This is a genomic window from Campylobacter sp. CFSAN093227, assembly GCF_012897855.1.
GTDB lineage: Bacteria > Campylobacterota > Campylobacteria > Campylobacterales > Campylobacteraceae > Campylobacter_D > Campylobacter_D jejuni.
The window spans coordinates 251,607-275,784 of the sequence record NZ_CP040610.1; the positions used below are offsets into that span (position 1 = coordinate 251,607).

Genomic DNA, 24,178 nt, shown 5'->3' on the forward strand with positions numbered 1-24,178 from the left:
ATTTCTTTATGTATTATTTCCTAGATTAAAAGCAGAGTGTTTATTTTTTAAAATTATATCGATAATTTCAAAGTTTATAAAACTAATTTTTGTTATAATCAGCCCAAATTTATGCTCTTAGGAAAATTTATGCCAAAACGAACAGATATTAAAAGCATTTTACTTATAGGAAGTGGTCCTATTGTGATAGGACAAGCTTGTGAATTTGATTATTCTGGAACTCAAGCCGCAAAGACTTTAAAAGAATTAGGATATCGTGTAGCATTAATCAACTCAAATCCTGCAACCATCATGACAGATCCCGAATTTGCAGATGCGACTTATATAGAACCCATAACAAAAGAAAGTATTTTAAGTATTATTAAAAAAGAAAAAATTGATGCAATTTTGCCAACTATGGGTGGACAAGTAGCGTTAAATGTTGCTATGGAAGTTTATGAAAGCGGACTTTTAGGAGATGTGAAATTTTTAGGCGCAAATCCTGAGGCGATTAAAAAAGGCGAAGATCGTCAGGTTTTTAAAGAATGTATGAAAAAAATTGGCATGGATTTGCCAAAATCGATGTATGCGTATAATTATGACGAAGCTTTAAAAGCCGTAGATGAAATCGGCTTTCCTTTGATGATCCGTGCTTCTTATACTTTAGGGGGTGCTGGAAGTGGTGTGGTTTACAATATGGACGAATTTAAAGAACTTACCAATACTGCTTTAGCTTTATCACCTATTCATGAAATTTTGATTGAAGAAAGTTTGTTAGGTTGGAAAGAATATGAAATGGAAGTTATACGCGATAGAGCGGATAATTGTATCATAGTTTGTAGCATAGAAAATATCGATCCTATGGGAGTTCATACAGGAGATAGTATTACAATAGCTCCAGCATTAACTTTGACAGATAAAGAATATCAAGTTATGCGTAATGCTTCTTTTGCTATTTTGCGTGAAATTGGTGTAGATACAGGCGGAAGTAATGTGCAATTTGCTATCAACCCAAAAAATGGAAGAATGATAGTTATAGAAATGAATCCAAGAGTTTCAAGATCAAGTGCTTTAGCTTCTAAGGCAACGGGTTATCCTATAGCAAAGGTTGCGACACTTTTGGCAGTAGGTTTTAGCTTAGATGAGATTAAAAATGATATTACAGGAACTCCTGCATCTTTCGAGCCTGTGATTGATTATATTGTAACAAAAATTCCTCGCTTTACCTTTGAAAAATTTCCAGGAGCAAACACAACTTTAGGTACAGCTATGAAAAGTGTGGGTGAGGTGATGGCTATAGGACGCACTTTTAAAGAAAGTATACAAAAAGCACTTTGTTCGCTTGAGTGTTCTTTAAGTGGTTTTGATAGAGTAAAATTTGAAGATAGAAATGATCTTGTTTTTAAAATTCGCAATGCCAATGAAAAGCGTTTACTTTATGTTGCTCAAGCTTTTAGGGAAGGTTTTAGCGTAGAAGAACTTTATGAGCTTTGTAAAATAGATCCTTGGTTTTTAACACAGATTAAAGAAATTGTAGATTTTGAAGAGCAAATTGATATGGATATTTTAAACAATAAAGCTCTTTTGAGAAAAGCAAAAACTATGGGCTTTTCAGACAAAATGATAGCTTTGCTTGTAAATTTGAAAGATAATTTAGAATTAAGCCAAAATGATATTTATTATGCAAGAATGAAGCAAAAAATCATCGCAGAATTTAGTGAAGTGGATACTTGTGCGGGTGAATTTGAAGCTTTAACTCCTTATCTTTATTCAAGTATCAATGTAAGCGAACTCACTCAAAGTAAAAACGATACTAAGGATAAAAAAGAAAAAAAAGTGATGATTATAGGTGGGGGGCCAAACCGCATAGGACAAGGTATAGAATTTGACTATGCTTGCGTACATGCTTCTTTTGCGCTTAAAGATATGAGTATTAAAACTATTATGTATAATTGTAATCCTGAAACCGTTTCAACTGACTATGATACAAGTGATATTTTGTATTTCGAGCCTATTGATTTCGAACATTTAAGAGCGGTGATTGAGCGTGAAAAACCTGATGGAGTGATTGTGCATTTTGGTGGACAAACTCCTTTGAAATTTGCTAAGCGTTTAAGTGCTTTTGGAGCTAAGATTATAGGTACTAGCTCAAGAGTAATTGATATGGCAGAAGATAGAAAGAAATTTGCCGAATTTATTACAAAGCTAGGTATCAATCAGCCAAAAAATTCTACTGCAACAAGCGTAGAAGAAGCGGTTCTTAAGGCTAGTGATATAGGGTATCCTGTGCTTGTAAGACCAAGTTATGTTTTAGGTGGGCGTGCGATGCGCGTGGTAAATGATGAGGCTGAACTGAGATTCTATATGCAAGAAGCTGTGGATGTAAGCGATAAAAGCCCTGTTTTGATCGATCAGTTTTTAGACAATGCTACAGAAATTGATGTTGATGCGATTTGTGATGGCAAAGATGTTTATGTTGCAGGAATTATGGAGCACATAGAAGAAGCAGGAATTCATTCAGGTGACAGTGCTTGTTCTTTGCCGCCTTGCAATATCGATGAAAAAATGCAAGAATTTATTGCACAAAAAACCGCAGATATTGCTTTAAATTTGGGAGTTGTAGGGCTTTTAAATATACAATTTGCTTTACATAATAATGAGCTTTATATGATAGAGGTAAATCCTAGAGCTAGTCGTACCGTACCTTTTGTTAGTAAAGCTACGGGTATTCCTTTAGCAAAAGTGGCAACGCGTGTGATGTGGCAAGGAAATTTAAAAGAAGCTTTAAAATTTTATGATACTTTTAAAGTGGTTAATTTTGATACTAAAATTTTACGCCCTAAAACTCCAAAATATATGAGCGTGAAAGAAGCAGTATTTCCATTTGCAAAACTTAGTGGAAGTGATTTAGAATTAGGCCCTGAAATGCGTTCAACGGGTGAAGTTATGGGTATAAGCAAGGATTTTGCAAATTCTTATGCGAAAAGTCAAATTGCATCGTTTAATCATCTTCCAGAGCAAGGCGTGGTATTTATCTCCTTAAAAGATAAGGATAAAAAATATACCAAAAAAATCGCTGCAGAATATGTAAAGCTTGGCTTTAAGCTTATGGCAACAGGGGGAACTTGCAAGGAAATTTTAGAAAGTGGTTTTGAGTGCGAACTTGTACATAAAATTTCAGAAGGACGCCCCAATGTTGAAGATAAATTGAAAAATGGGGAAATTCACTTAGTTATCAATACAAGCGATAGTCACAGTTTTAAAGGCGATACGAAAAAAATTCGTGAAAATATTATTCGTTTTAAAATACCTTATTTTACAAATTTACGATCAGCTTTAGCAGGTGCAAAATCGATTAAAGCTATACAGAGTAAATCTTGCCTAGATGTAAAGAGTTTGCAAGAGTGGCTTAAATCTTGATTTATTTAGCTCAAACAGATACTACGGTAGGATTTTTAAGTAAAAATTTAGAAGAGATTAATGCTTTAAAAGGTAGAGATAAAAATCAGCCTTGCTTAATCACTTCTGCGAAATTTTGCGAGTTAAAAAGTTTAGCAAGAATTCCAAAATCTTTTAAAAATTTAGTACGTCGTTCTAAAAAAACAACTTTTATTTATCCCAATAATCAGGCCATTCGTATTGTGAAAGAGTGTAAACATGCGAATTTTTTAAGTAAAAATGGCTATTTTTATTCATCTTCGGCAAACAAGCATGGAAAAGAATTTGATGAAGAATGGGCTAGAAGTGTTGCCGATATAATACTTGATGAGAAATTTTTCGAAAATATCCCATCAAAAATATTAAAACTTTCAAAGAATAAAATGATAAAAATACGTTAATTAAAGAGCTTTTAAAATATCTTCAAAAGCAATACAAAATTGCTCTAGGCCGTCACTTAATAAGTCATTGCAAGCTTTTTCTCGTTCACTTTGAGAAATGATTTGATTAAGTTCTGTATAAATTTCAAAATTCATTAAAGGTTTTTTAAAATGCATTTTTCCTTTAAATGCCTCTATTGCATCAAGAGGAGCAGTATTAACAGAATTCTCAAAAAGAAGTTCTTTGATATAATAGTCTTTTGGCAGATCATCTCCTTTAACTCCGGTGCTTGCAAACAAGGCGCGAATATTAGGTTCATTTTTTGAGTAGATATTGTTATAAGCTAAATTTGCATTTAAAATTCCAATACGATTTTGCTCCTTAGCCTTAGGATTTAAAAGTCTATCAAAACGACTTACAAAAATACTTATAACAGCTTGTGGTGTTCTAGTGTTTTGTTCTTTTAAGGCTATATTGTTTTTTCTAAATTCGACTAAACCTGCATTTAAAGCTTCAAAACATTTTTGACTTTGTTCAAGAGAAAAAATTAAGGTAGCATTGACGCTAATACCATTTTTCATAAGTTCATACATTACTTCATAAGAAGCTTTTGTAGCTGGAATTTTAATCATTATATTTTCTTTGCCAATAGCACTATAAAGTCTTTTAGCTTCACCTAAACTAAGAGTTGTGTTATCATGAAGTCTTGGATCTATTTCAATACTTATAAATCCATCATTTTTTTGATAAAAAAGAGGAGCTAATTTATCAGCTGCTTTTTGAATATCAGAAATTGCTAATTCTTCATAAATATCTTTTGTTTTTTTTTCTTTTAATTTAAGAATTTTATCTTTATAAATTGGAGAATTTAAAATAGCATTTTTAAAAATAGCAGGATTTGAAGTAGCGCCATTAATTCCATGTGATAATAAATTTAAAAATTCATTATCTAAAAAACTATTTTCTATAAAATCACACCAAAGAGAAAAATTTTTCATTATATTACCTTTATTATTTCTTTTAAGTCTTTTATATCTATGCAAATATCAGCTTGAGAACGTAAAATTTCTTTAGCACAAAATGCAATCTTTAATCCACTTTCGTTAAACATTGCCAAATCATTTGCCCCATCGCCAACACACATCACTTCATCTGTTTTCAAATTTAAAAAGCTTTTTAATCGTTGTAGCATTAAGCCTTTTGAATTTGAAAACATCATTTCCCCACCAACTAGCCCTGTTAAAATGTCATTTTTATGATGCAGATAATTTGCAAAACCGAGGTTAATTCCAAGTTTTTGCATAGCAGGATTTATGCCTTCATGAAAACCACCGCTAAAAATAACAATTTGTATATTTTTAGATTTTAAATATTGGATAAGTTCATGTGCTCCACGCATTAGTGGAAGTGTGCTACTTAATTCTAAAACTTTTTTATAAGACATACCTTTTAAAAAGCTTACTCGTTTTTGAAGACTTTCGAAAAAATCAAGTTCTCCAGTCATAGCATGGCGGGTAATTTCGCTTGTTTGATTACCCTTGCCATGCGCTGTAGCTAAAATATCAATGGTTTCACCATCCATTAAAGTAGCATCAAAGTCAAAAACACAAAGTTTAATCATTAAAATTCGCGCTTAAGCAAAGCTTCTACTTTGAGTATAGTTAAGATATTTTCATCTCTTTTTCCTATACCATAAATCATACCTTTGTCTTTAACTAAAGTTTCAGGTGGTGGATCGATTCTGTTTCTGTGAATTTTAATTGCTTCAGTTAATCTATCTATAACAAAACCAGCATTTCCTCCAACTCCAGTTCCATTTGTCTCACCTCTTAAAACAATATATCTTGTTTGAGGTGTCATTTTAGAACTTCCTAAATGAAAGCGTTGAGCTAGATCAATGAGCGGCATAACATTACCACGCATATTAAAAACCCCTAGAACATAATCAGGTACACTAGGAACTCTAGTATATTCTATAGGTTTGATGATTTCTTGTATATTAAGAATTGGAATCGCATATTCCTCATCTCCAACTACAAAGCCAACAAGTTGGATGATATCATCTTCTCTTTGATCGACATCAGGACCAGCCATCTGAGTTTGCTGTTTTTGCAAAATTTGCTCTAATTTTTCATTACTCATATTCTTATCCTAGTTTCAAATTTTTTCTAACCACATTTTCCAAGTATTCTGGAGAATAAGGTTTAGTGATATATTCAGTCATACCCACTTCAACACCTCTTAAACGGTCAGTTTTACTTGTTCTTGAAGTAACTGCTATCAATGGTAAGTTGCGATATTTAGAATACTTTCTAATTTCACCAGCTAAGGTGTATCCATCCATTCTTGGCATTTCGATATCTATAAGCATTGCATCAATATCATGTTCGCCAGATTTTATAATATTCAATGCTTCAACACCATTTGTTGCTTCGATTAAACTAACTCCTAGCGGTTCTAAAGCTTTTTGCATTAAAGTTCTATCCATTTTAGAATCATCTACAATTAAGACTTTATAATCACTTGGTTGTTCTTTAGGTTTTTTCGCACTTGATTCTAATTGCGCTTTAATATCAACTTTAATTTCTTTGGCCATATCCATCATAGCGCCTACATCAATGATTAATGTCACCCTACCATCACCACGGATTGTAGCTCCTGCTATACCTTGGATATTTTGTAAATAATCACCCATGGATTTAATAACTATTTCTTCTTGTCCTACAAGAGTATCTACTATAATACCAAGCTTGCTTTCTGCTACCCCTATAACAACGACATAAGTTTGATCACCGCTTTCAAGGACTTGTTTAACTCCAAATACATCTGAAAGTCTCACAAGAGAAAGCACTTCATCTCTTAAGCGTAATACATTTTTACCTTCGATAGTATAGATATCATCGATTGGCACTCTAACTGTTTCAAGAACGCTTGCAAGTGGAATTGCATAGAATTCCTCTTGAGTTCCTACAAGTAAAGATTGAATGATTGCCAAGGTAAGAGGAATTTTAAGTTTAAATGAACTTCCTTTACCTAACTCACTATCAATTTCAATTACCCCATTAAGTTTTTCGATGTTGGTTTTAACAACATCCATTCCTACGCCACGACCTGAAACATTTGTTACTTTAGCCGCAGTTGAAAAACCAGGCTTGAAAATCAAAGCAAAAGCTTCTTTGTCTGTCATTTGATCTGCTTCTCTTTCGGTAATCAAATTTTTCTCTATAGCTTTTGCTTTTAAGCCATTTGGATCAAGTCCTTTACCGTCATCTGTAATTTCTACAACGATGTGATTGCCCTCATTATAAGCTTTAAGTTGGACTATACCTTTTTCAGGTTTTCCATTCGCTGCACGAGTTGCTGGATCCTCAACACCATGATCACATGAATTTCTAATCATATGCATGATAGGATCGCCAATTTCCTCTACGATAGATTTATCAAGTTCAGTTTCTTCACCTGTAATTTCAAGTTCTATTTGCTTTCCTAATTCACGACTTAAATCACGAACAACTCTTGGGAATTTATTGAAAACTTTTGCTATAGGTTGCATTCTTGTTTTCATCACAGCAAGCTGAACATCAGTTGTAATAATACTTAATTGACTTACAACCTGATTAAGTTCTTCAAGGAATTTTTCTCCTTCATAACGCTCTTCAACATCATCGTAAATTTTAAGCAAACGGTTTTTGCCTAAAACAAGCTCCCCAATTAGATTCATTAAGTGATCTAATCTTTTTACCTCCACGCGTATGGTTTGATCCATACTGCTAGCATTACTACCTGAAGCAGGAACTTTTTTCTCTCCACTTTCCGTAGGTTTATTTGCTGTATTGTTAGTCGGTTTAGGTGCCGCATTTGTTGTTTGTTTCTTTTGTGCGCGACGAGCTTGATCTTCAGCTTTTCTAACTTTTAAAAGTCTTTCTATTTCAGCTTCAACTTCAGAATCACTTAATTGATTAACATCTACTTCAGGTTCTGGAGTAGCTATTTCTTGTTTTGGTGCTTCTAGTTCTGCTTGTGGAGTAGATTTTTCATTTGAATCTGTTGCCACAACAGGAGACTCTCCCTCTGAAATAGCTGTTAATCTTGCGCAAATTGGTTCTATATCCATACCAATAGCAGTATCGTTGCCATTATCACGAATGGAATTAAGTAAAGTTTTCATTCTATCAATAGACTCTAAAACCACATCCATGATATCTGGAGTTATTTTTAACTCGCCATGTCTTGCTTTGTTTAAAACATCCTCCATGTGGTGAGTTAACTTTGTTAAAACATCAAAATTTAAGAAGCTTGATGATCCTTTAACCGTATGTGCAACACGGAAAATTCTATTTAATAATTCTAAATCTTCTGGATTTGATTCAAGCTCTACTAAATCATGGTCGATTTGCTCAACAAGCTCAAAAGCTTCAACCAAAAAGTCTTCAAGTATTTCTTGCATATCTTCCATATTTTACCCCTGTTCTTGAGATTGATGTTTTTTAATAACCTTTGCAATTTCATTGAAGAAATCGCTAGCGTTAAATTTGACAAGATAGCCTTCTCCACCAGCTTCTTGAACACCTTTCTCATTCATAAATTCATTTGATAAAGATGAGTTAAAGACTATAGGAATATCTTTAAATCTTGGATCTTCTTTAATGCGTGCAGCAAAGTGGAAACCATCCATTTGTGGCATTTCGACATCGCTTACTATAATTTTTAAAGTATCGTTTAAACTTTCACCATAAATTTGGCTTAATTCTTCTAATTTGTTTATGCCCTCTACGCCGTCCTTAGCTTCAACAACTTGAAAGCCCATCTGTTGCATCATTTCTTTGACGCGTTTTCTAGCAGTCATGCTGTCATCAAGTATAAGTGCTGTTCCAGTAAATTTTTCTATTTTTCCAAAATCTATATCTGTTTTTGGAGCGTAAATTCCTAAATCTTCAACAACACTTTCAAGATCTAAAATTAGCAACACTTCATCATTTTCAATGCGTGTTACACCTGTAATTTTACCTTTATCTAAAGCACCTGATCCTGTAGAAAAAGTTGCTGGTTCTATATCTTTCCAGTTTATTCTACGAATTCTTTTTGCTTCGTGAACTATAAAACCAATAAGAATATTGCTAAATTCAGTAATAATAACTCTAGGTTTTAGCATAGTGCTTTCTGGCTCAGTGATTTGCATCCATTTGGCAAGATTGACTACAGGTATAACCACTCCACGAAGATCAAAGATTCCTTCGATGTAATCAGGTACACCTGGAAGTTCTGTAAGGCTTGGGATTTTTATAATCTCCCTTACCTTAGAAACATTTACACCATAAATTCCTTCATAGACTTTATCGTGCCCTTGCTTAAAGATACGGAAATCGACAAGCTCCATTTCATTTGAACCCGTTTTCACGATATTTTCATCAAACATTTTGACCCCTCAATTTCTGTTCTCGAAATTTGATTTCTTGCTGATATTCTACTACAAAAAAACTTCTCTCATATGCAAAACTAGCTAAGTTAAGATATTTAATGTTTTCTTTGTTGATTTGATGATTTTGATGATAGTGTCCTTCACATACCCAAAATCCTAAATTTTCATATTTTTCATATCTTTTTTTCGCTAAATTTTCAAAATCTTTTATTTGATAAAAAAGGTTTTTTTTGTTTTGATTTTGAAGAATTTTATTTGAAATAAAATTACGAGTAATAATATTTAAAAAATTCAAAAATACAAGCAAATAATGATTTCTTAATGTTTTAAGAGTAAATTGTAAAAGAGGTGGTAAAAAAATATCTCCGTGGGCTAATTTTATAAAAGCATTATTTAAAACAAGATTATTACCTTTACTTGTATGCAAATTAAGCTTTATGGGCTGCTCTTGTAAGTTAAAAATTTTTACCCTTTTAAAAAAACAAGAAAGATTAAAATCATGATTGCCTTCTAAGTAGATAATTTCAATTTTTAAGGCCAATTCTTCTAAAAGTTCTATGTAAGGTTTAGCAAATTCATGTGTAGCAGAGATTTCGCCTATAAGTAAATCGAAAATATCACCCATAAGTATGAGTTGAGGGGTGGAAATTTTACCTTTTTTTAAGGCTTGTAAAAATTCCCAAAATCCCTTTCTTTGTTCATTTTCATGAGCATCCGCGATTAAAATCGCTCCATTTTGTAGTAAAATTTTTTATCCTTAAAATTTCAAAGGCTCATAATTTATAGAAAGGATTTCAAATTCACTCTCACCTTTTGGCAAACGCACTTTAAAATCATCTCCTTCTTTTTTCCCAAGCATAGCTTTTGCTATTGGAGATGCGATGGAAATATAACCCTTATCTAAATCTCCTTCGCAAATTCCTACTAGAGTATATTTACTTTCTTTTTCTGTATCCAAATCCATGATCACAACACTTGAACCAAATTTCACACTATCATGTTCATAGCTTGAAGGATCGATCACTTGAGCTCTTGCTAGCAAGTCACTAAGCTCTGCAATACGACTTTCTATCAAAGCTTGTTTTTCTCTTGCAGCATGGTATTCCGCATTTTCTTTCAAATCCCCATGACTCCTTGCTGTATCGATTTCTATTACAACGGCAGGGCGTTGATTGTCTTTTAAATCTTTTAATTCTGCGGCTAATTTATCATAGCCAAATTGACTCATTGGTTCTTTTTGCATGATTTATCCTTTTATATTTCGTTTAGGATTTTTGCTAAATTTTTAGCACTTCCAAATTGTAAATATTCTTTTAAAAAATCAACTTTAGCAAAAAATGCCTTATAATCATATTTATTATAAGCTTCATATAAATTTAAAACATTGACTTTATCTTGTAAAAATTCAGGATTTAAAGCTTCTTTTTTAGCAAAATCACAAAAAATATTTGCAAGTCCTATGTGTTTTAATTTTACAAAAAGTTTTGCGATAAAAATATCAATAGCCTTTGCTTTGTAAGTAAGAACAAAAGGAGTTCCCACTAAAGCTGCTTCTAAAGTAGCCGTTCCACTACAAATAAAGGCAAAATCAGCTTTTTTAAGCACTTTTGGAGTGTTACTTTCTATTTTAAATTCACTAATATCACCATAAATTTCTAATTTTTCAAGATTAAACGGGGGGATACAAAGAATTTTTTCACCCTTAAATTTTTGCGAGAGTTCTTTAAAAATAGGCATCAAACGCCTAATTTCACTACGCCTTGAACCTGGTAAAAAGGCTATAGTTTTTTCATCATCTTTTTTTGAAAGTATATTGTTAATGTCTTCTTGATTTTTAAATTCTTTTATCTCATCTAAAAGTGGATGGCCTACATAAGTGCTTTTACTAAAAAATTCACTATCAAAGGGCAAAATAGAAGCTAAAATATCAAAATGACTTTCTATGATAGGTATGCGACCTTTTTTCCACGCCCAAACTTGAGGCAAGATATAATAAATGCGTGGAATTTTACTACCTGCTTTTTTTAAAGCTTTTGCAAAAGGTATGTTAAAAGCAGGAGAATCTATACATAAAATCGCATCAACCTTTTGAGTAAGGCTTAAATTTACTAGCTCTTTTATAGCTTTTTTGGCTTTTAAAATGAGTGGCAAAACCTCTATAAAACCCATAGCACTAAACTCATGTGAGCTATAAAGTGGCTTGGAATTTAGACTAAATTCTTTACACAAACTCTCATCATAAATTCCTACTAAATCAAATTCTTTATACTCATTTTTATAAGCTTTTAAAACTTCTTTTAAATGCAAATTTGCTGAAGGCTCTAAAGCACAAACTAAAAAGGTTTTCATCTGAAAATATCCTCTATATTTGATCTAACAAAATCTTTTATTTCTTCTGAAGTGTTATTGATATTTTTATTATAAAAAAATAAATTTACTTTTATATTTTTATCTTCATAAGTTAAATTTTTATTTTCAAATATTGCTTTAAAGCCTTTTAATTTAAACCTAGGATTATCTTCTATTTTTAAACCTTTTGGATCTATAAAATATATAGAAAAATCTCCACTTTGTTTGTTTTTTAACCAAAATATAAAATCAGGATAAAATTTTCTTTCTTTTTGTTGTTCTTCATCAAAATAAGGGATATAAATTTCATCTTGATTTTCTACCAATTTAGAAAAATACCATTCATATTGTTCAAAAAAAGATGATTTTAAATTACTTTCTAAATCTTCTAAAAATTCTTTTTCACTTTTATTAGAAATGGCAAAATTAATCTTATTTTCTTTATCGTTTTTATTGTAAATGATTAAAGGGCTATAATAATGCTTGCTAAGTTTTGCACTAATTATATAGTTTTGCACCTCCTTGCTTTTTTGACTTTCTTTTATACCTTGCATTAGCTCATCTAAATTTATTTTTTTATTTTCAAAATCTGCTTTTAATTCATATTCGCTTTTTGCATTTAAAACATCTTTTATAGTCTTATTAATTTTTTGAACGGTTTCAAAATCTAACTTTGCTTGTATATTTCTATGGTGTGTTATTTCTTCTTCTAACTTTACAAATTTATCCAAAACTTTGGCATTAGAATTTAACACACTATTGATTGTTTTTAAGGTTGTTTTTTCATTAAACTCTACTCTATCTCCTGATAATTGTATTTTACTTTCTTTACCATCGCTAAATTTATAAAATTCTTCTAATGTAGAATATTTAAAATTTTTATACAAACACTGTTCTAAAATCAAAACATCCTCATCATAAGATTTTATAAATTTGTCTAAAGATTTTGCTTCTTTTTCTGAAATTTTATAAATGTTTTTTAGTTTTGCTTCGTTTTTGTATTTTGGCACAGGTAAATTAAACGACAATTTTGTTTCTTTAAATCCTTTTAAATGCCTACTTTCCATAAATTCGCATTCTATACCCTCTATAATAGCTTTTATGGCTTCATTATCACTTGCCATTACAAAAAGAGTTTCTAAACCACATGCTAAATTTACACATCGCTCATCAATTTTAAACATCTCTTTTAAAGTATTTAACCTCTTTCTTATATTTAAGAAAGGTTCTATTCTAACACCTCTTCCTATAGTTTGCAAAACATATTTTTTAGCATTAATGCTTCCTATATTGATAAAAGAAATTAAATTTACACGATTACTATCCCAACCTTCTGAAAAAACCTTACTTCCTAGCATTATATTGATAGAAGATTGTGAGCTATTGATATTTTCAAAATGACTTTGTGATATATCGCTTATGCTTTCTACCCCAAGCTCAAGTAAAAAATCTTTTTCCCATTCTTTTGCATTTGAAATATTTAAAAGCATAAAGGGTTTGTTTGAATTTTTACTCTTAAAAGCTAATTCTTTATCATTTCCTTTAATACTATAACATTCTAAATTTGCATTTGCGTTTGCATAAAAAATATTTTCTCTAAGTTCATCGTTATTTGCATTTTTTATATATTTCAAAAAATCATTGCTTAGCGTATTTATACCAAAATGCAAATTTTGATTTTGAAGTTTTTTATAAAGCTCTAAAGCTATATTACCTATATCTACTTTATTTTTTAATACATTATACACTGCCTTAAAATATGCTTTTATACCCGCATCTTGAGTATTTACTTTATCAGAAACTGCTATGATTAAAGGATTATGATATTTAAAGTCTGATCTTTTTAAAAACAATTCTTCTTTTGATTTTACAATAGCATTGAATATTATAAAACTTTCTAAAATCGTTTTAATTTTTACTTCTTCGTTATTTTCACTTTTAAAATCTAAATTCTCATTTAAAACTGCTATATTTTTACCATATCCTTCTTGATTGAATTTTTGAAGATTATAATTATAAGCACAAGTTATAAAGTCTATTTCATCTTCAAAGGTAGCTGAAAAATTAAAAACAAAGCCTTTTGGAAATTCATCTTCTTTGATAAAACCTCTAGCAAGCTCATGATAATAGTTTTTTCTTAGTGATGTTTTACTATCGCCTCTATGAGCTTCATCTAACAATATATACCAACCACCTTTATTAAGATAATTTTTATAGTTTAATCTTTTTGCTTTTTTATCTTTGCCTACATTTTCTTCACTCTCAAGTAAATCACTTCTTGCAAAATACACCACCGCTTCATTTAACAAACTAGCTTCTTTTTCTATGCTTTCAAAATCTTTTAAATCTTTTATTTTGATAAAATTGCTGTGATGATTGTTGTATTTAGCTATATTTGCTTTGAATTGATTTAAAATCTTATCATTTGGCGCTAAAAGCATGATAGGCTTTTTAGGTAATTGATTATTTTTAATAAATTCATGTATCAAAGCTATAAGTTTGATCATAACTATAGTTTTACCACTTCCTGTAGCCATCCAAAATGAAGCTCTTGCGATATGTTCTTTTTGTAGTTTTAAATTCTCACTTTCATCTTGATAAAATGCTAAAAGATTTCTGCGTTCTTGATTGTATTGATGTGAATTTAACTCATCTTTCATATAAAAAGAGAGTATAGCTAAAGCATTTTTAACACTTTCTTGCTGATAAAATTGTAAATTTATAGCTTGAGAAAAATTACTAAAATCATAACTTTCATCAAGCTTTTGCACTAGTGATTTATCATGGATAAATTTATTTAACAATAAATGTTTTCTTGTGTTTTGTTTTGCTTTAGCCATTATTTTTCCTTTAAAGCTTTAATTGTTTATTATCATTTGCAGCATGTAAGAATTTTTTACATACTGAAAATTCTTGTAACCACCTATCTTGCAAGTAGTGCAAAGGATGATGTTATTTTGTATTATTACTTAGAATATAATTTTTTAACATTAAAATTTCTTGATATTGGGCGTTTATAATATTATCAAGCAAACAAATAATAAGTTCGTAGAAATTTGGATTACATTTTCTAATCGGACACTTCCAAAATGTTTTATTCGCATAACACCAAGTTTTATATTCTTGCAAAAAATTAGCATTAATAGCTTCTTGTTTTGAAATCCAAAATATTTCAAATTGTAACTTCTTATACAAATCTAATAGCTTGTTATCTGTATTGTTGCATGCATTGTTTTGATAAATATTTTGTACATTCTCTTCCCACTCTGGTTTATATTGTTTAAAATAAATTTGAATTCCAAAATCCCAATATATATCATCCTCGATATTTGTCTTCTTATAAATTTTAACATCTCCATTATCGATATAGTTAAACTTATCATTTGGAATTAAAGAAGTCTTGATTTCTATTTTTATTGCTTTTTGAAATCGAATTTGCGATGATATAGTATTTAATCCATAAATTAATAAATCTCTATCAGTATTATCTTCCTTATCTTCGTTATTTTCATTTGATGTTGTTATAAAGCCATAATTTTTTAAAATATCTCTAATAAAAATCTCCCCCAAGACACCTCTTATGTAACAATCTTTTTGCAGAATTTCATTTCTATATCTTAAATTATTTACATAAGCCGGAAAAGCTCTATCTAATGCCTCTTGTATCTGATTTTCATAAAAAGTATACATTTTATTTCTCCCACCATATTAGATTTCTTAGTTTTGGATATTTGATTAAATCAATATTTTCTAAATTTACAGTATCACCATTTTCAAATCTGCAAGATTTTATGCCATTATCATCTATAAAAATATTTTTGATTTTAAGTCCCAAAAGATTAGACATCGTTACAAAAATGTCAAAGTTTTTATCATATTTACTCATATCAAGGTAGATGTTTTCACCTTTTTTGAGCCCTTTGATGAGTTTGCGGGATTTTCTATAATCTATGAGCGCATTATCACTACTTAATATATATTCACAATTTTCTAAACTTTCTTCATAGCTTTCAAGCTCATAGTATCTAAAAGCACCACCACCTTTAAATTCTACTTCTTTACTTATACCACAAACAAAGCCATTTAAAACTTTTTTCATTCTAGGAATGATGACTTTGTAAAAATGCTCTCCCATTTCCACTCCAAGCCATTTGCGTTTTAGTTTATGTGCAGTAGCTATCGTGGTACCACTTCCTACAAAAAAGTCTAAAACAAGTGAATTTTGATTGCTACCTATATCACAAATCCTTTTTAGAAGCTTTTCAGGTTTTGGTGTATCAAAAATTTTATTTTCGAAATTTAATTTAATTTCATTTGTAGCATCAGCATTTAATACAAAATCGTACCAAATAGAAGATGGCTTAAGATTAGAAGCTATATCAATATAGTGTTTGTAATACACTTTATCATTATTTTTAAAAATAATTTCATCTCTTTCAAGTCTTGAATAAAAGGTATTTTCTGACACTTTCCACTGATGTTCACTGCCTTTTAGTATTTTTCCGCTAGGCAATTTAATATCATAATGCAATCCAGGACTATCTTGCAAAGAAGTATCATTTAGTGGTTTTTCAAGATAATACCCTTTTTCATCCTTTTTATACTGAGAAATATTTGTTCTTGCAATTCCATATGTTTTAAGATGTTCTATATTTTTTGCATATATATTTATATACTCTTGTTCAACTGCTATATGATTGGAATCATTACCGCCACCCGCTCGTTTTCTCCAAATAACATTCGCCACAAAATTTTCTTCCCCAAACACCTCATCACATAGAATCTTAAGCCTTGCTTGTTCGTTATCATCAATACTTATAAAAATACTTCCGCTATTTTTTAGAAATTCTTTTGCTAGATCTAGGCGATTCTTCATCATAGCAAGCCATGAGCTATGGTTAAATTTATCGGTATAGACAAAGCCATCATTACCTGTATTATAAGGTGGATCTATATAGATCAGATCTATTTTGCCTTGGTATTTTGGCATTAGAGAATTAAGTGCTTGAAAATTATCTGCTTTTACAAGCTCTCCATTTAAAATTTCATCTAAATTTTCAAAACTTTGCAAAAGTTTATAATAGTTTTCCTCGCTTAAATACTTTGTATCAAGCGGTAAGAATTTGTATTTTTCATCATTTATAGCCTTTATATCAAACTCATCATTTATGAAATTTAATTCTTTCCATTCTGCGATTTGCTCATTAAAATTTATATCTTTATATATGGAGTTTAAAATTTCATCAGCGTTATTTGAGTGTGATTTAATAGTATCTAAGCTAAATACATAGTGAGCATTTTTAGCAAATTTTGGCTTTAACCATATAGCTTTTAACTCATTTTCAAAGTCAGCTATCATATCAATGATAGCAAAAGCGATTTGTTTTAGATCGTTGATCTCATCTATCTTTTCTTTAGTCCAATCAGTAATGCTATCATTCACATAGGAAAACAACCACAAATCAAATTGTTCTTTTAAAAATTCTTTCGCATTTTTATGGATAAAAAAATCTACTTCATTTTGTTTTTTATAAGTTTTAAAAAGTTTTTTTAGCTCTTCTTCTTTTATGTTTATTTGTGCATTTTTTAAAGTCTTTAAAAAAACATCGCTAAATTCACTTGAGTTTTGTTTAAATACATTTGCGCCATCATTATTTTTAGAATTTATCACTTTTATGTTTATATTATCATCTTGTATATTTTGCAAATAAAAATTGATTTTACTTTTATTATTATCAGCATTTTGCTCATACTCATCGGTAAGAAAATTTAAAGTGTATTTTTTATCTTCACTTTGCAAGCTTAAAGGATTATAAATAGTATCTGATTTTACATAGTATAAATTTTGTGTTTTATAAAAAAGACTTGTGTCTTTTGAATTTGAATATACCCTTGCATAGATATTTTTATACATAGGTGTATCGTAAAAAAACGGCGTTCCTGTTTCGTTTAAATAGGTGCTAAAAAAATTATAAAGTTTATTATAAGTATCTGTATAAAGATTTTGTGTGTCTAAATAGTCTTTGATTTTTTGAAAATATTTTTCTTTTATAACAAGTAAATTTGTAAAACCATTTTTAGCTTGATTTTGCGAGTTTTTAATTTTCGCACCTAAATAACAATCCTCTAATTTTAAATAAAATGCTTTTTTATAATCCATACTTTACCTTTATATTTGCAAGTTAAAATAATATCTTTTTTTGACTTAAAAATCAAAGGTAAAACCTCTATAAAACCCATAGCACTAAACTCATGTGAACTATAAAGTGGCTTAGAATTTAAATCAAATTCTTTACATAAACTCTCATCATAAATCCCATGAAGTTCAAATTCTCCAAAGTCTTTTTTATAGGCTTTTAAAACTTCTTTTAAATGCAAATTTGCTGAAGGTTCTAAAGCACAAACTAAAAAGGTTTTCAAAAAATTTCCTTATCAATATTTTAAACATTTTATCTTATTTTGGCTTAATTAAAAGAAGTTATGCAAGAATACACGCTAAAAAGCGTGTATGAAGGTTTATTCTCTCCAGCCGTATTTTTTAAAAATTTCTTTAGCTTCCTTAGAACTTAAATAAGCAATAAAATCTTGTGTTTCTTTGCTCGCACCTTCTTTAGCTACCACATTAAAAGTTCTATAAACAACCAAATCTTTTTCTATAGCTACGGCAGTTCCTATGTCAGGATTGCTTTTTGACCAGTCAATCCAAGTGATCCAAGCATCGGCTTGATTTTGTGCGAAAAGCTTTCTTGCACTTCCACTATTTGGAACAAAAGCTACGATATTGTTTCTAAAATTTTGTATGGTTTTTATATCTTGAGTTCTACCTATCATATCTTCCCAAACTCCCGTTCCAGAAGTATTGCTCTTTCCAGCACCTTCAGGTACAACGATTCTTACTTTTTTATTAGCCAAATCTTTTAAACCTTTGATTTTTAAAGGATTGCCTTTTTGAGTAAGTATGATAGCTTCTCTAAAATACAAAGGCTTGATTTTACTCACATTAAAATCTTTTCCAAAATCACTTGCTATAGCTAAAGCCGATTGATCCGAAGCGCCAAATAAAATATCTGCATCTTTTTTAGCCTTTTCAAACCAAGTCGCTTGAGGGCCAAAATTTACATTTACTTTAACGCCTGTTTTTTCGCTATATTTGTTTGCTATATCTTTTAAGGCCGTGTGTGGGCCACCTGGTCCATAAAGATTTACATCTGCATTTGCCATACTAAAAGCTAAGGCACATGCACCAAATAAAGTAATAATTTTTTTCATAGTATTTCCTTTTATGATAAATTTTTATTGATTGAAGGTGAGATTTTAGAAATTATATGTTAATAAATAGTTATAATGTAACAAAAATATTATTAAAATCTAACTTTTGCTTGGTATTTTTGCAAGCAAAAGTTAAAATTGTTATTGATACTTCTTTTTAGCGCTAAAATGACATAAAGTAGAACAAAGTATACAAAGAATACAAGCACTAAGGAGCATGATAAGACCAGCATTCCAACTACCATAGTAATCCACAGCCCAGCCTATAGCTTTTGTTCCAAGTGAAGCACCGACTACATAACTCATAAAGCCACGAAGTCCTACGCAAGATCCTACTGCAAAAGCAGGAACGACTTCCATAGTTTGCACACTTGCTAAAAATTGTGGTATATAGACTAAACATCCCGCCATAGCTGCAAAGAAAATAACCATATAAAGATTATTTGAAGTAAAATATCCAATAATCATAAAGAAAATAATCACCATGGCGCCTATAGCAGGAGGCATTCTATAGCCTTTAAAAATTTTATCTGAAATATATCCTGCAAGTAAAGTAGAAGGTATAGCAGCCCATTCAAAAAGCCAAAAGGCAATACCTATTTGTTCTTTATTAAAGCCTTTTGTTTCTAGCAAGTAAATAGGAAGCCAAGAAATAAGCCCAAAACGCACCATATAAACAAAAGTATCCATCCAAGCCACATACCAAGCATTTTTGTTTTTAAGTACATAATGATAAAAAATTTCAAAACTGCTTAAATTTGGAGTTTCTATAGCTTTGATTTCTTCTGTTTTAATCCCTCGCATTTCATTGATTTCAGTAATATCAACCAAACCTTCATTTTTAGGATTTCCTTTAACTGCATAAAGCGCATAAAGACTAATGATAACTGCACAAGCAGCAGGAGTATAAAAATGATTCATGTGCCAATATGTTTCGTTAAAATTTGCCATACTCACACCCAATAATGCTGCCAAAGCAAAACCTGAAAGCGAAACTATAGGAGCAACTATCCCGCCTCCTATATTATGTGAGATATTCCAAACGGCCGTGTAAATTCCCCGCTCTTTTTTAGGATACCAGTTTGCAAGAGTGATAAAAGAAGGACCTACCCCCATACCTTGAAAAACCCCAAGCGCGATAACAAAACCTACATAAGCGTAAAAAGAATTTGAAAAACCAAGTAAAACATTTACAAGAGCACATAAAATAAGACCTAAAGCCATGATTTTTTAGGATCAGCTTTGTCGCTTATAACGCTCATTGCACCCTTGCTAATCCCGTAAGCTATAAGCATTGAGCCTGTGATTGTTCCGATGTCTGATTTACTGAGATTAAGTTGATTTTGTATAAATGGAGTTGAAAGAGTGATATTATTTCGCACAAGATAATATCCCATATATCCTATAAAAACCCCACTTAAACTCCAAGTTCTCATTTTGTAATATCTAGGTAAAATTTCCTAAAGAGGAAATTTAATAGCTTTTGCCTTAGGTTTGAAAAAATCAAACATATTTAAACCATCCTTACTAACTTTATATTTTTATAGTTTAAATAATGTTAATCGATATAAAATAAAAAAATAATTAAAAATAATACGAAATTTATATAATTTAAAAATTAAAATTTTATACTATGAAGCTTTAAAAAAATATGTTAAAATCCAGATTTTTATCTTTTGCAAGGAAGACAATGAAAGAAATTCTTATCACTAATGACGATGGTTATGAAAGCGAAGGACTTAAAAAACTCATTAAGATGTTAACAAAAGAATTTAAAGCCAAGATCACCATAGTAGCTCCTGCTAGTGAAAAATCAGCTTGTTCGCACTCTATAACCCTAACCAAACCTTTGCGTTTTGTTAAAGTGGGAAAAAGATTTTACAAACTTGATGATGGCACTCCAGCAGATTGTGTTTATCTTGCTTTGCATGCTTTATACAAAAAGCGTTTGCCTGATCTTGTAATAAGTGGGATTAATAAAGGTGCTAATGTAGGCGAGGATATTACCTACTCAGGAACTTGCGCAGGAGCTATGGAGGCGGTTTTACAAGGAATTCCTGCTATCGCTCTTTCTCAATTTTATAAAAAAAGCGAAAAAGAACTAGACTATAAAAATGCTTTACAAATTACCAAAAAAATCATTCAAAATATTTTTGATAAAGGTTTTCCTTTGGAAAAAAAAGAATTTTTAAATATCAATTTTCCTGCAAAATCAAAAATCAAAGGCATTAAAATTTGTAAAGCAGGCAAAAGGGTTTATAATTTTGAAGCCCATTCAAATGTCAATCCGAGAGGAGTAGAGTACTATTGGCTTGCAGCGGCGAATTTAGACTTTGAAGATGAGAAAAATAGCGATATTGCCTTACTTAAAAAAGGCTACGCTACAATAACACCTATAATGCTGGATCTTACAGCTTATGAAAGAATGAAAAAAGTTAAAAAATGGTTAAAGGCAAATGATGAATGATAGATTTACACGTATAAAATGGCTAGTTGGAGAAGAAAAATTTCAAAAAATTTCACAAACAAAAGTTTTGGTTTGCGGACTTGGTGGAGTGGGTGGAATTTGCGTTGATGCGCTTTATCGTAGTGGTTTTAAAAACCTTACTTTAATCGATGCGGATAAATTTGAAATCACTAATCAAAATCGCCAAATTCATAGCGAAAATATAGGCGAAGAAAAGGCTAAAGTATTTGAAAGAATTTATAAGGTTAAAGGTATAGTCAGTAAAATCGATGAAAATTTTTTAAAAAATTTTGATTTAAGCGAGTTTGATCTTATCATAGATGCCATTGATGATATTCCTGCAAAAGTAGCTTTGGCTCATCTTATAGATTTTAAAAAACAAATTTTTATCTCCTCAACAGGTGGAGCTAGAAAGCTTGATCCAACACGCATTAAAACTACAAGTATTTTTAAAACTCACGGCGATGCTTTAGCAAAAAAATTTCGTTACGAGCTTAGAAAATCAGGTTTTAAAGGAAATTTTGATGTGGTTTTTTCAGATGAGGAAGCGCATTGTAAAGATCTTGGATCTTTCATGGGTGTGACTGCATCTTTTGGTTTAGCTTTAGCAAGTTTAGCATTAAGAAAAGTTCTTGCTAGATAAGATTGAAATTTAAATATTTATCTTAGATAAATGAATTTATCTAAGATAGAAAAAATTACAAAAATAGTTAGATATTAGAAAATAGCTCCGTGTTTTTCATAATTTGTTATTTTTGTAGCAGTGTTATTTTCATCTACAAAGACAACTTTTGGTTTAAATGTTTTTGCTTCTTCTTCGTTAAAATCAGCATAAGACATAATGATCACTTTATCTCCTACTTCAGCAAGACGAGCCGCAGCGCCATTTAAGCATACAACCCCTTCTTCTTGCGTAGCGATGGTGTAGGTTTCAAATCTAGCGCCATTATTGACATTGACTACTTGAACTTTTTCGTATTCTAAAATTCCACTCGCTTGCAATAATTTTTCATCTATGCTTATGCTTCCTACATAATCAAGCCTAGCTTCTGTTACGTTTGCACGGTGTATTTTTGATTTGAGTAAAGTAATGTTCATTTTAATCCTTGTACTAAAAAATTATCAATGAGTCTTGTTTTTCCAACAAAAGCAGCCACTGCTCCTAAAACATTATCGGCGATATTTTTAATATTTTCCATAGTGTTAAAATCAACTAATTCTATATAATCGATTTTGATTAATTTTTCTTTTTCTAAAATATCTTTCATAGCTTGGATAATTTTGGAAGTATCTTTTTCTCCTTCTTGGACTAATTTTTCAGCTAAAAAAATGCTTTGAGATATAGCTAGTGACGCTTTTCTTTCTTCTTCGCTAAGATATACATTTCTAGAGCTTTTAGCTAAGCCATCTTCTTCTCTAATGATAGGACAAATTTGAATTTTTAAATCAAAATTTAAATCATCAACCATATGTCTAACGACTACGCATTGCTGCGCGTCTTTTTGCCCCATATAGACTATATCAGGGTTTAGGATATTAAAAAATTTAGCCAAAACTGTGCAAACGCCTCTAAAATGCCCCAGTCTTTTAGCTCCACAAAGCTTATCCGTGATCGTGTTCATATCCACATAGGTGCTAAAATTCTTAAGATACATTTGAGCTGCATCGGGGATAAAAACCATATCAACGCCATTATCTTGACACATTTTAATGTCGCGTTCTAAATCTCTTGGATAACTAGAAAAATCTTCATTAGGGCCAAATTGCATAGGATTTACAAAGATACTTACTATGACTTTATCTTGTGTTTTGGCATTTTTGACTAAACTTAAATGCCCATCGTGTAAAAAGCCCATGGTTGGAACATAGCCTATGCTAAGGTTATGTGATTTCCAATTTTTTACAATTTGTTTTGCTTCTTTGATAGAAGTAATGACTTCCATATTTGTATCCTTAGTATAATTTATCTAATAATTCATCATCTAAATAATCAAAGCTGTGCTCTTCGGAAGGAAAAATACCGCTTTTAACTTCATCTCTATATTTTTCAACTCCTACTTGAGGGTCAATTTTATCAAAATGCTTTACAAATTTTGCTTTAAAATCTTTATTTAAACCTAAAAGATCATGATAAACTAAAACTTGTCCATCGCAGTATTTACCTGAACCTATGCCGATTGTTGGAATTTCTAAAATAGAGCTTATTTTTTGTGCTAATTTTACAGGTACGCATTCTAAAACCAACATACAAGCACCCGCATCTTGCACAGCTTTTGCATCATCTATGATTTTTTGAGCCGATTGTAAATCTTTACCTTGAACTCTATATCCACCTAGCATATTTACAGCTTGTGGGGTTAGTCCTAGGTGAGCAACGACGGGTATTCCTGATTGGGAAATTAATTTAATCTTGCTTGCGATTTCTATACCCCCTTCCACTTTTACCCCATTTGCATGGCTTTCTTTGATAAATCTTGAGGCATTTAAGATAGCGTCACGATCCGAGTTTTGATAAGACATGAAAGGCATATCCGCAAGTACGAAAGACTTTTTAGCTCCGCGAGAAACAGCTTTGGTAAAGATCAACATTTCATCCATGGTCACACTTAAAGTATCTTGCATGCCAAGCACTGTCATAGCTAATGAATCTCCAACCAATATGATATCTATATCGCAATTATCTAGAATTTTTGCACTATGGTAGTCATAGGCACTTACCATGGTTATTTTTTCATTTTTACCTTTTTTTTCCAAAAAACTAAGAATACTTTTTCTCATTTAAAATACCTCGTTTAGCTATAAAATAGCAAGCAAAAAACTAGCATATAAATTTTCATAAATAGTAAATAAACGATAAAACAAAATATATTTAATTA

At 30.7% G+C, this 24,178-nt stretch carries 21 protein-coding genes and 1 pseudogene; 4 read left to right on the forward strand and 18 right to left on the reverse strand.

What is annotated here, in order from left to right; genetic code table 11:
* The first annotated feature begins 129 nt into the window (after positions 1-129).
* Both carB and FBF06_RS01335 read left to right on the forward strand, forming a co-directional pair.
* Positions 130-3,399, forward strand: a complete 3,270-nt coding sequence (gene carB, locus FBF06_RS01330; RefSeq protein ID WP_052796133.1) for a carbamoyl-phosphate synthase large subunit — start codon at positions 130-132, stop codon at positions 3,397-3,399.
* On the forward strand, positions 3,396-3,818 hold the full coding sequence (locus tag FBF06_RS01335) for a hypothetical protein (protein WP_002851686.1): 423 nt from the start codon (positions 3,396-3,398) through the stop codon (positions 3,816-3,818). The genes carB and FBF06_RS01335 overlap by 4 nt, the downstream gene beginning before the upstream one ends.
* Here FBF06_RS01335 and FBF06_RS01340 read toward each other — a convergent pair whose 3' ends face one another.
* The 15 genes and pseudogenes from FBF06_RS01340 to FBF06_RS09645 all read right to left on the reverse strand — a co-directional run bounded on the left by FBF06_RS01340 (position 3,819) and on the right by FBF06_RS09645 (position 20,271).
* Positions 3,819-4,796: a transaldolase gene (locus tag FBF06_RS01340; RefSeq protein WP_002851728.1), complete on the reverse strand. Its 978-nt coding sequence runs from the start codon at positions 4,794-4,796 to the stop codon at positions 3,819-3,821.
* Positions 4,796-5,419 carry a phosphoserine phosphatase SerB gene (gene serB / locus FBF06_RS01345; protein WP_002851598.1) on the reverse strand — a complete coding sequence of 208 codons (624 nt, stop codon included), beginning with the start codon at positions 5,417-5,419 and terminating at the stop codon, positions 4,796-4,798. Before serB ends, FBF06_RS01340 begins: the two co-directional genes overlap by 1 nt.
* On the reverse strand, positions 5,419-5,940 hold the full coding sequence (locus tag FBF06_RS01350; RefSeq protein ID WP_002826355.1) for a chemotaxis protein CheW: 522 nt from the start codon (positions 5,938-5,940) through the stop codon (positions 5,419-5,421). Before FBF06_RS01350 ends, serB begins: the two co-directional genes overlap by 1 nt.
* 4 nt (positions 5,941-5,944) lie before the next feature.
* Positions 5,945-8,254, reverse strand: a complete 2,310-nt coding sequence (locus FBF06_RS01355; protein WP_002859840.1) for a chemotaxis protein CheW — start codon at positions 8,252-8,254, stop codon at positions 5,945-5,947.
* Between the two features lie 3 nt (positions 8,255-8,257).
* Positions 8,258-9,214, reverse strand: a complete 957-nt coding sequence (locus FBF06_RS01360; RefSeq protein WP_002851778.1) for a chemotaxis protein — start codon at positions 9,212-9,214, stop codon at positions 8,258-8,260.
* Positions 9,207-9,965: a UDP-2,3-diacylglucosamine diphosphatase gene (locus FBF06_RS01365; RefSeq protein ID WP_323808422.1), complete on the reverse strand. Its 759-nt coding sequence runs from the start codon at positions 9,963-9,965 to the stop codon at positions 9,207-9,209. The genes FBF06_RS01360 and FBF06_RS01365 overlap by 8 nt, the downstream gene beginning before the upstream one ends.
* A 9-nt stretch (positions 9,966-9,974) precedes the next feature.
* On the reverse strand, positions 9,975-10,460 hold the full coding sequence (greA, locus tag FBF06_RS01370) for a transcription elongation factor GreA (protein WP_002851733.1): 486 nt from the start codon (positions 10,458-10,460) through the stop codon (positions 9,975-9,977).
* A gap of 11 nt (positions 10,461-10,471) precedes the next feature.
* Positions 10,472-11,566 (reverse strand): lipid-A-disaccharide synthase, encoded by a 1,095-nt coding sequence (gene lpxB / locus FBF06_RS01375; protein ID WP_139889264.1) that lies wholly within the window; start codon positions 11,564-11,566, stop codon positions 10,472-10,474.
* On the reverse strand, positions 11,563-14,406 hold the full coding sequence (locus FBF06_RS01380) for a DEAD/DEAH box helicase family protein (RefSeq protein WP_002851717.1): 2,844 nt from the start codon (positions 14,404-14,406) through the stop codon (positions 11,563-11,565). Before FBF06_RS01380 ends, lpxB begins: the two co-directional genes overlap by 4 nt.
* A gap of 112 nt (positions 14,407-14,518) precedes the next feature.
* On the reverse strand, positions 14,519-15,256 hold the full coding sequence (locus tag FBF06_RS01385; RefSeq protein ID WP_002868183.1) for a hypothetical protein: 738 nt from the start codon (positions 15,254-15,256) through the stop codon (positions 14,519-14,521).
* Between the two features lies 1 nt (position 15,257).
* Positions 15,258-17,726, reverse strand: coding sequence for a DNA methyltransferase (locus FBF06_RS01390; RefSeq protein ID WP_002868182.1), 2,469 nt, complete (start codon positions 17,724-17,726; stop codon positions 15,258-15,260).
* 35 nt (positions 17,727-17,761) lie between these two features.
* A pseudogene (locus FBF06_RS01395) lies at positions 17,762-17,986 on the reverse strand (lipid-A-disaccharide synthase); the annotation flags it as partial.
* A 96-nt stretch (positions 17,987-18,082) separates the two neighbouring features.
* The gene (gene peb3, locus FBF06_RS01400) at positions 18,083-18,835 is read right to left on the reverse strand and encodes an AcfC family glycoprotein adhesin PEB3 (RefSeq protein WP_002868180.1); all 753 of its coding nucleotides are present in this window, start codon (positions 18,833-18,835) and stop codon (positions 18,083-18,085) included.
* A 141-nt stretch (positions 18,836-18,976) separates the two neighbouring features.
* Positions 18,977-20,059 carry an MFS transporter gene (locus tag FBF06_RS01405; RefSeq protein ID WP_002906404.1) on the reverse strand — a complete coding sequence of 361 codons (1,083 nt, stop codon included), beginning with the start codon at positions 20,057-20,059 and terminating at the stop codon, positions 18,977-18,979.
* The gene (locus FBF06_RS09645) at positions 20,050-20,271 is read right to left on the reverse strand and encodes a glycerol-3-phosphate transporter (RefSeq protein ID WP_002857419.1); all 222 of its coding nucleotides are present in this window, start codon (positions 20,269-20,271) and stop codon (positions 20,050-20,052) included. The genes FBF06_RS01405 and FBF06_RS09645 overlap by 10 nt, the downstream gene beginning before the upstream one ends.
* A gap of 254 nt (positions 20,272-20,525) precedes the next feature.
* On the opposite strand from FBF06_RS09645, the gene surE reads away from it, so the two are divergent.
* Together surE and FBF06_RS01415 are read left to right on the forward strand one after the other, a co-directional pair.
* On the forward strand, positions 20,526-21,302 hold the full coding sequence (gene surE / locus FBF06_RS01410; RefSeq protein WP_002854555.1) for a 5'/3'-nucleotidase SurE: 777 nt from the start codon (positions 20,526-20,528) through the stop codon (positions 21,300-21,302).
* Positions 21,292-21,945: a ThiF family adenylyltransferase gene (locus FBF06_RS01415; RefSeq protein WP_079263976.1), complete on the forward strand. Its 654-nt coding sequence runs from the start codon at positions 21,292-21,294 to the stop codon at positions 21,943-21,945. The genes surE and FBF06_RS01415 overlap by 11 nt, the downstream gene beginning before the upstream one ends.
* A 74-nt stretch (positions 21,946-22,019) precedes the next feature.
* Here FBF06_RS01415 and panD read toward each other — a convergent pair whose 3' ends face one another.
* From panD to panB, 3 genes are read right to left on the reverse strand one after another with little or no spacing between them, the layout of a single operon-like run.
* Positions 22,020-22,400 carry an aspartate 1-decarboxylase gene (panD, locus tag FBF06_RS01420; RefSeq protein WP_002854245.1) on the reverse strand — a complete coding sequence of 127 codons (381 nt, stop codon included), beginning with the start codon at positions 22,398-22,400 and terminating at the stop codon, positions 22,020-22,022.
* Positions 22,397-23,245, reverse strand: a complete 849-nt coding sequence (gene panC, locus FBF06_RS01425; protein WP_002867741.1) for a pantoate--beta-alanine ligase — start codon at positions 23,243-23,245, stop codon at positions 22,397-22,399. Before panC ends, panD begins: the two co-directional genes overlap by 4 nt.
* A 10-nt stretch (positions 23,246-23,255) precedes the next feature.
* Complete coding sequence (panB, locus tag FBF06_RS01430; RefSeq protein WP_165434402.1) at positions 23,256-24,080, reverse strand: 3-methyl-2-oxobutanoate hydroxymethyltransferase; 825 nt, start codon at positions 24,078-24,080, stop codon at positions 23,256-23,258.
* Positions 24,081-24,178: the final 98 nt, after the last annotated feature.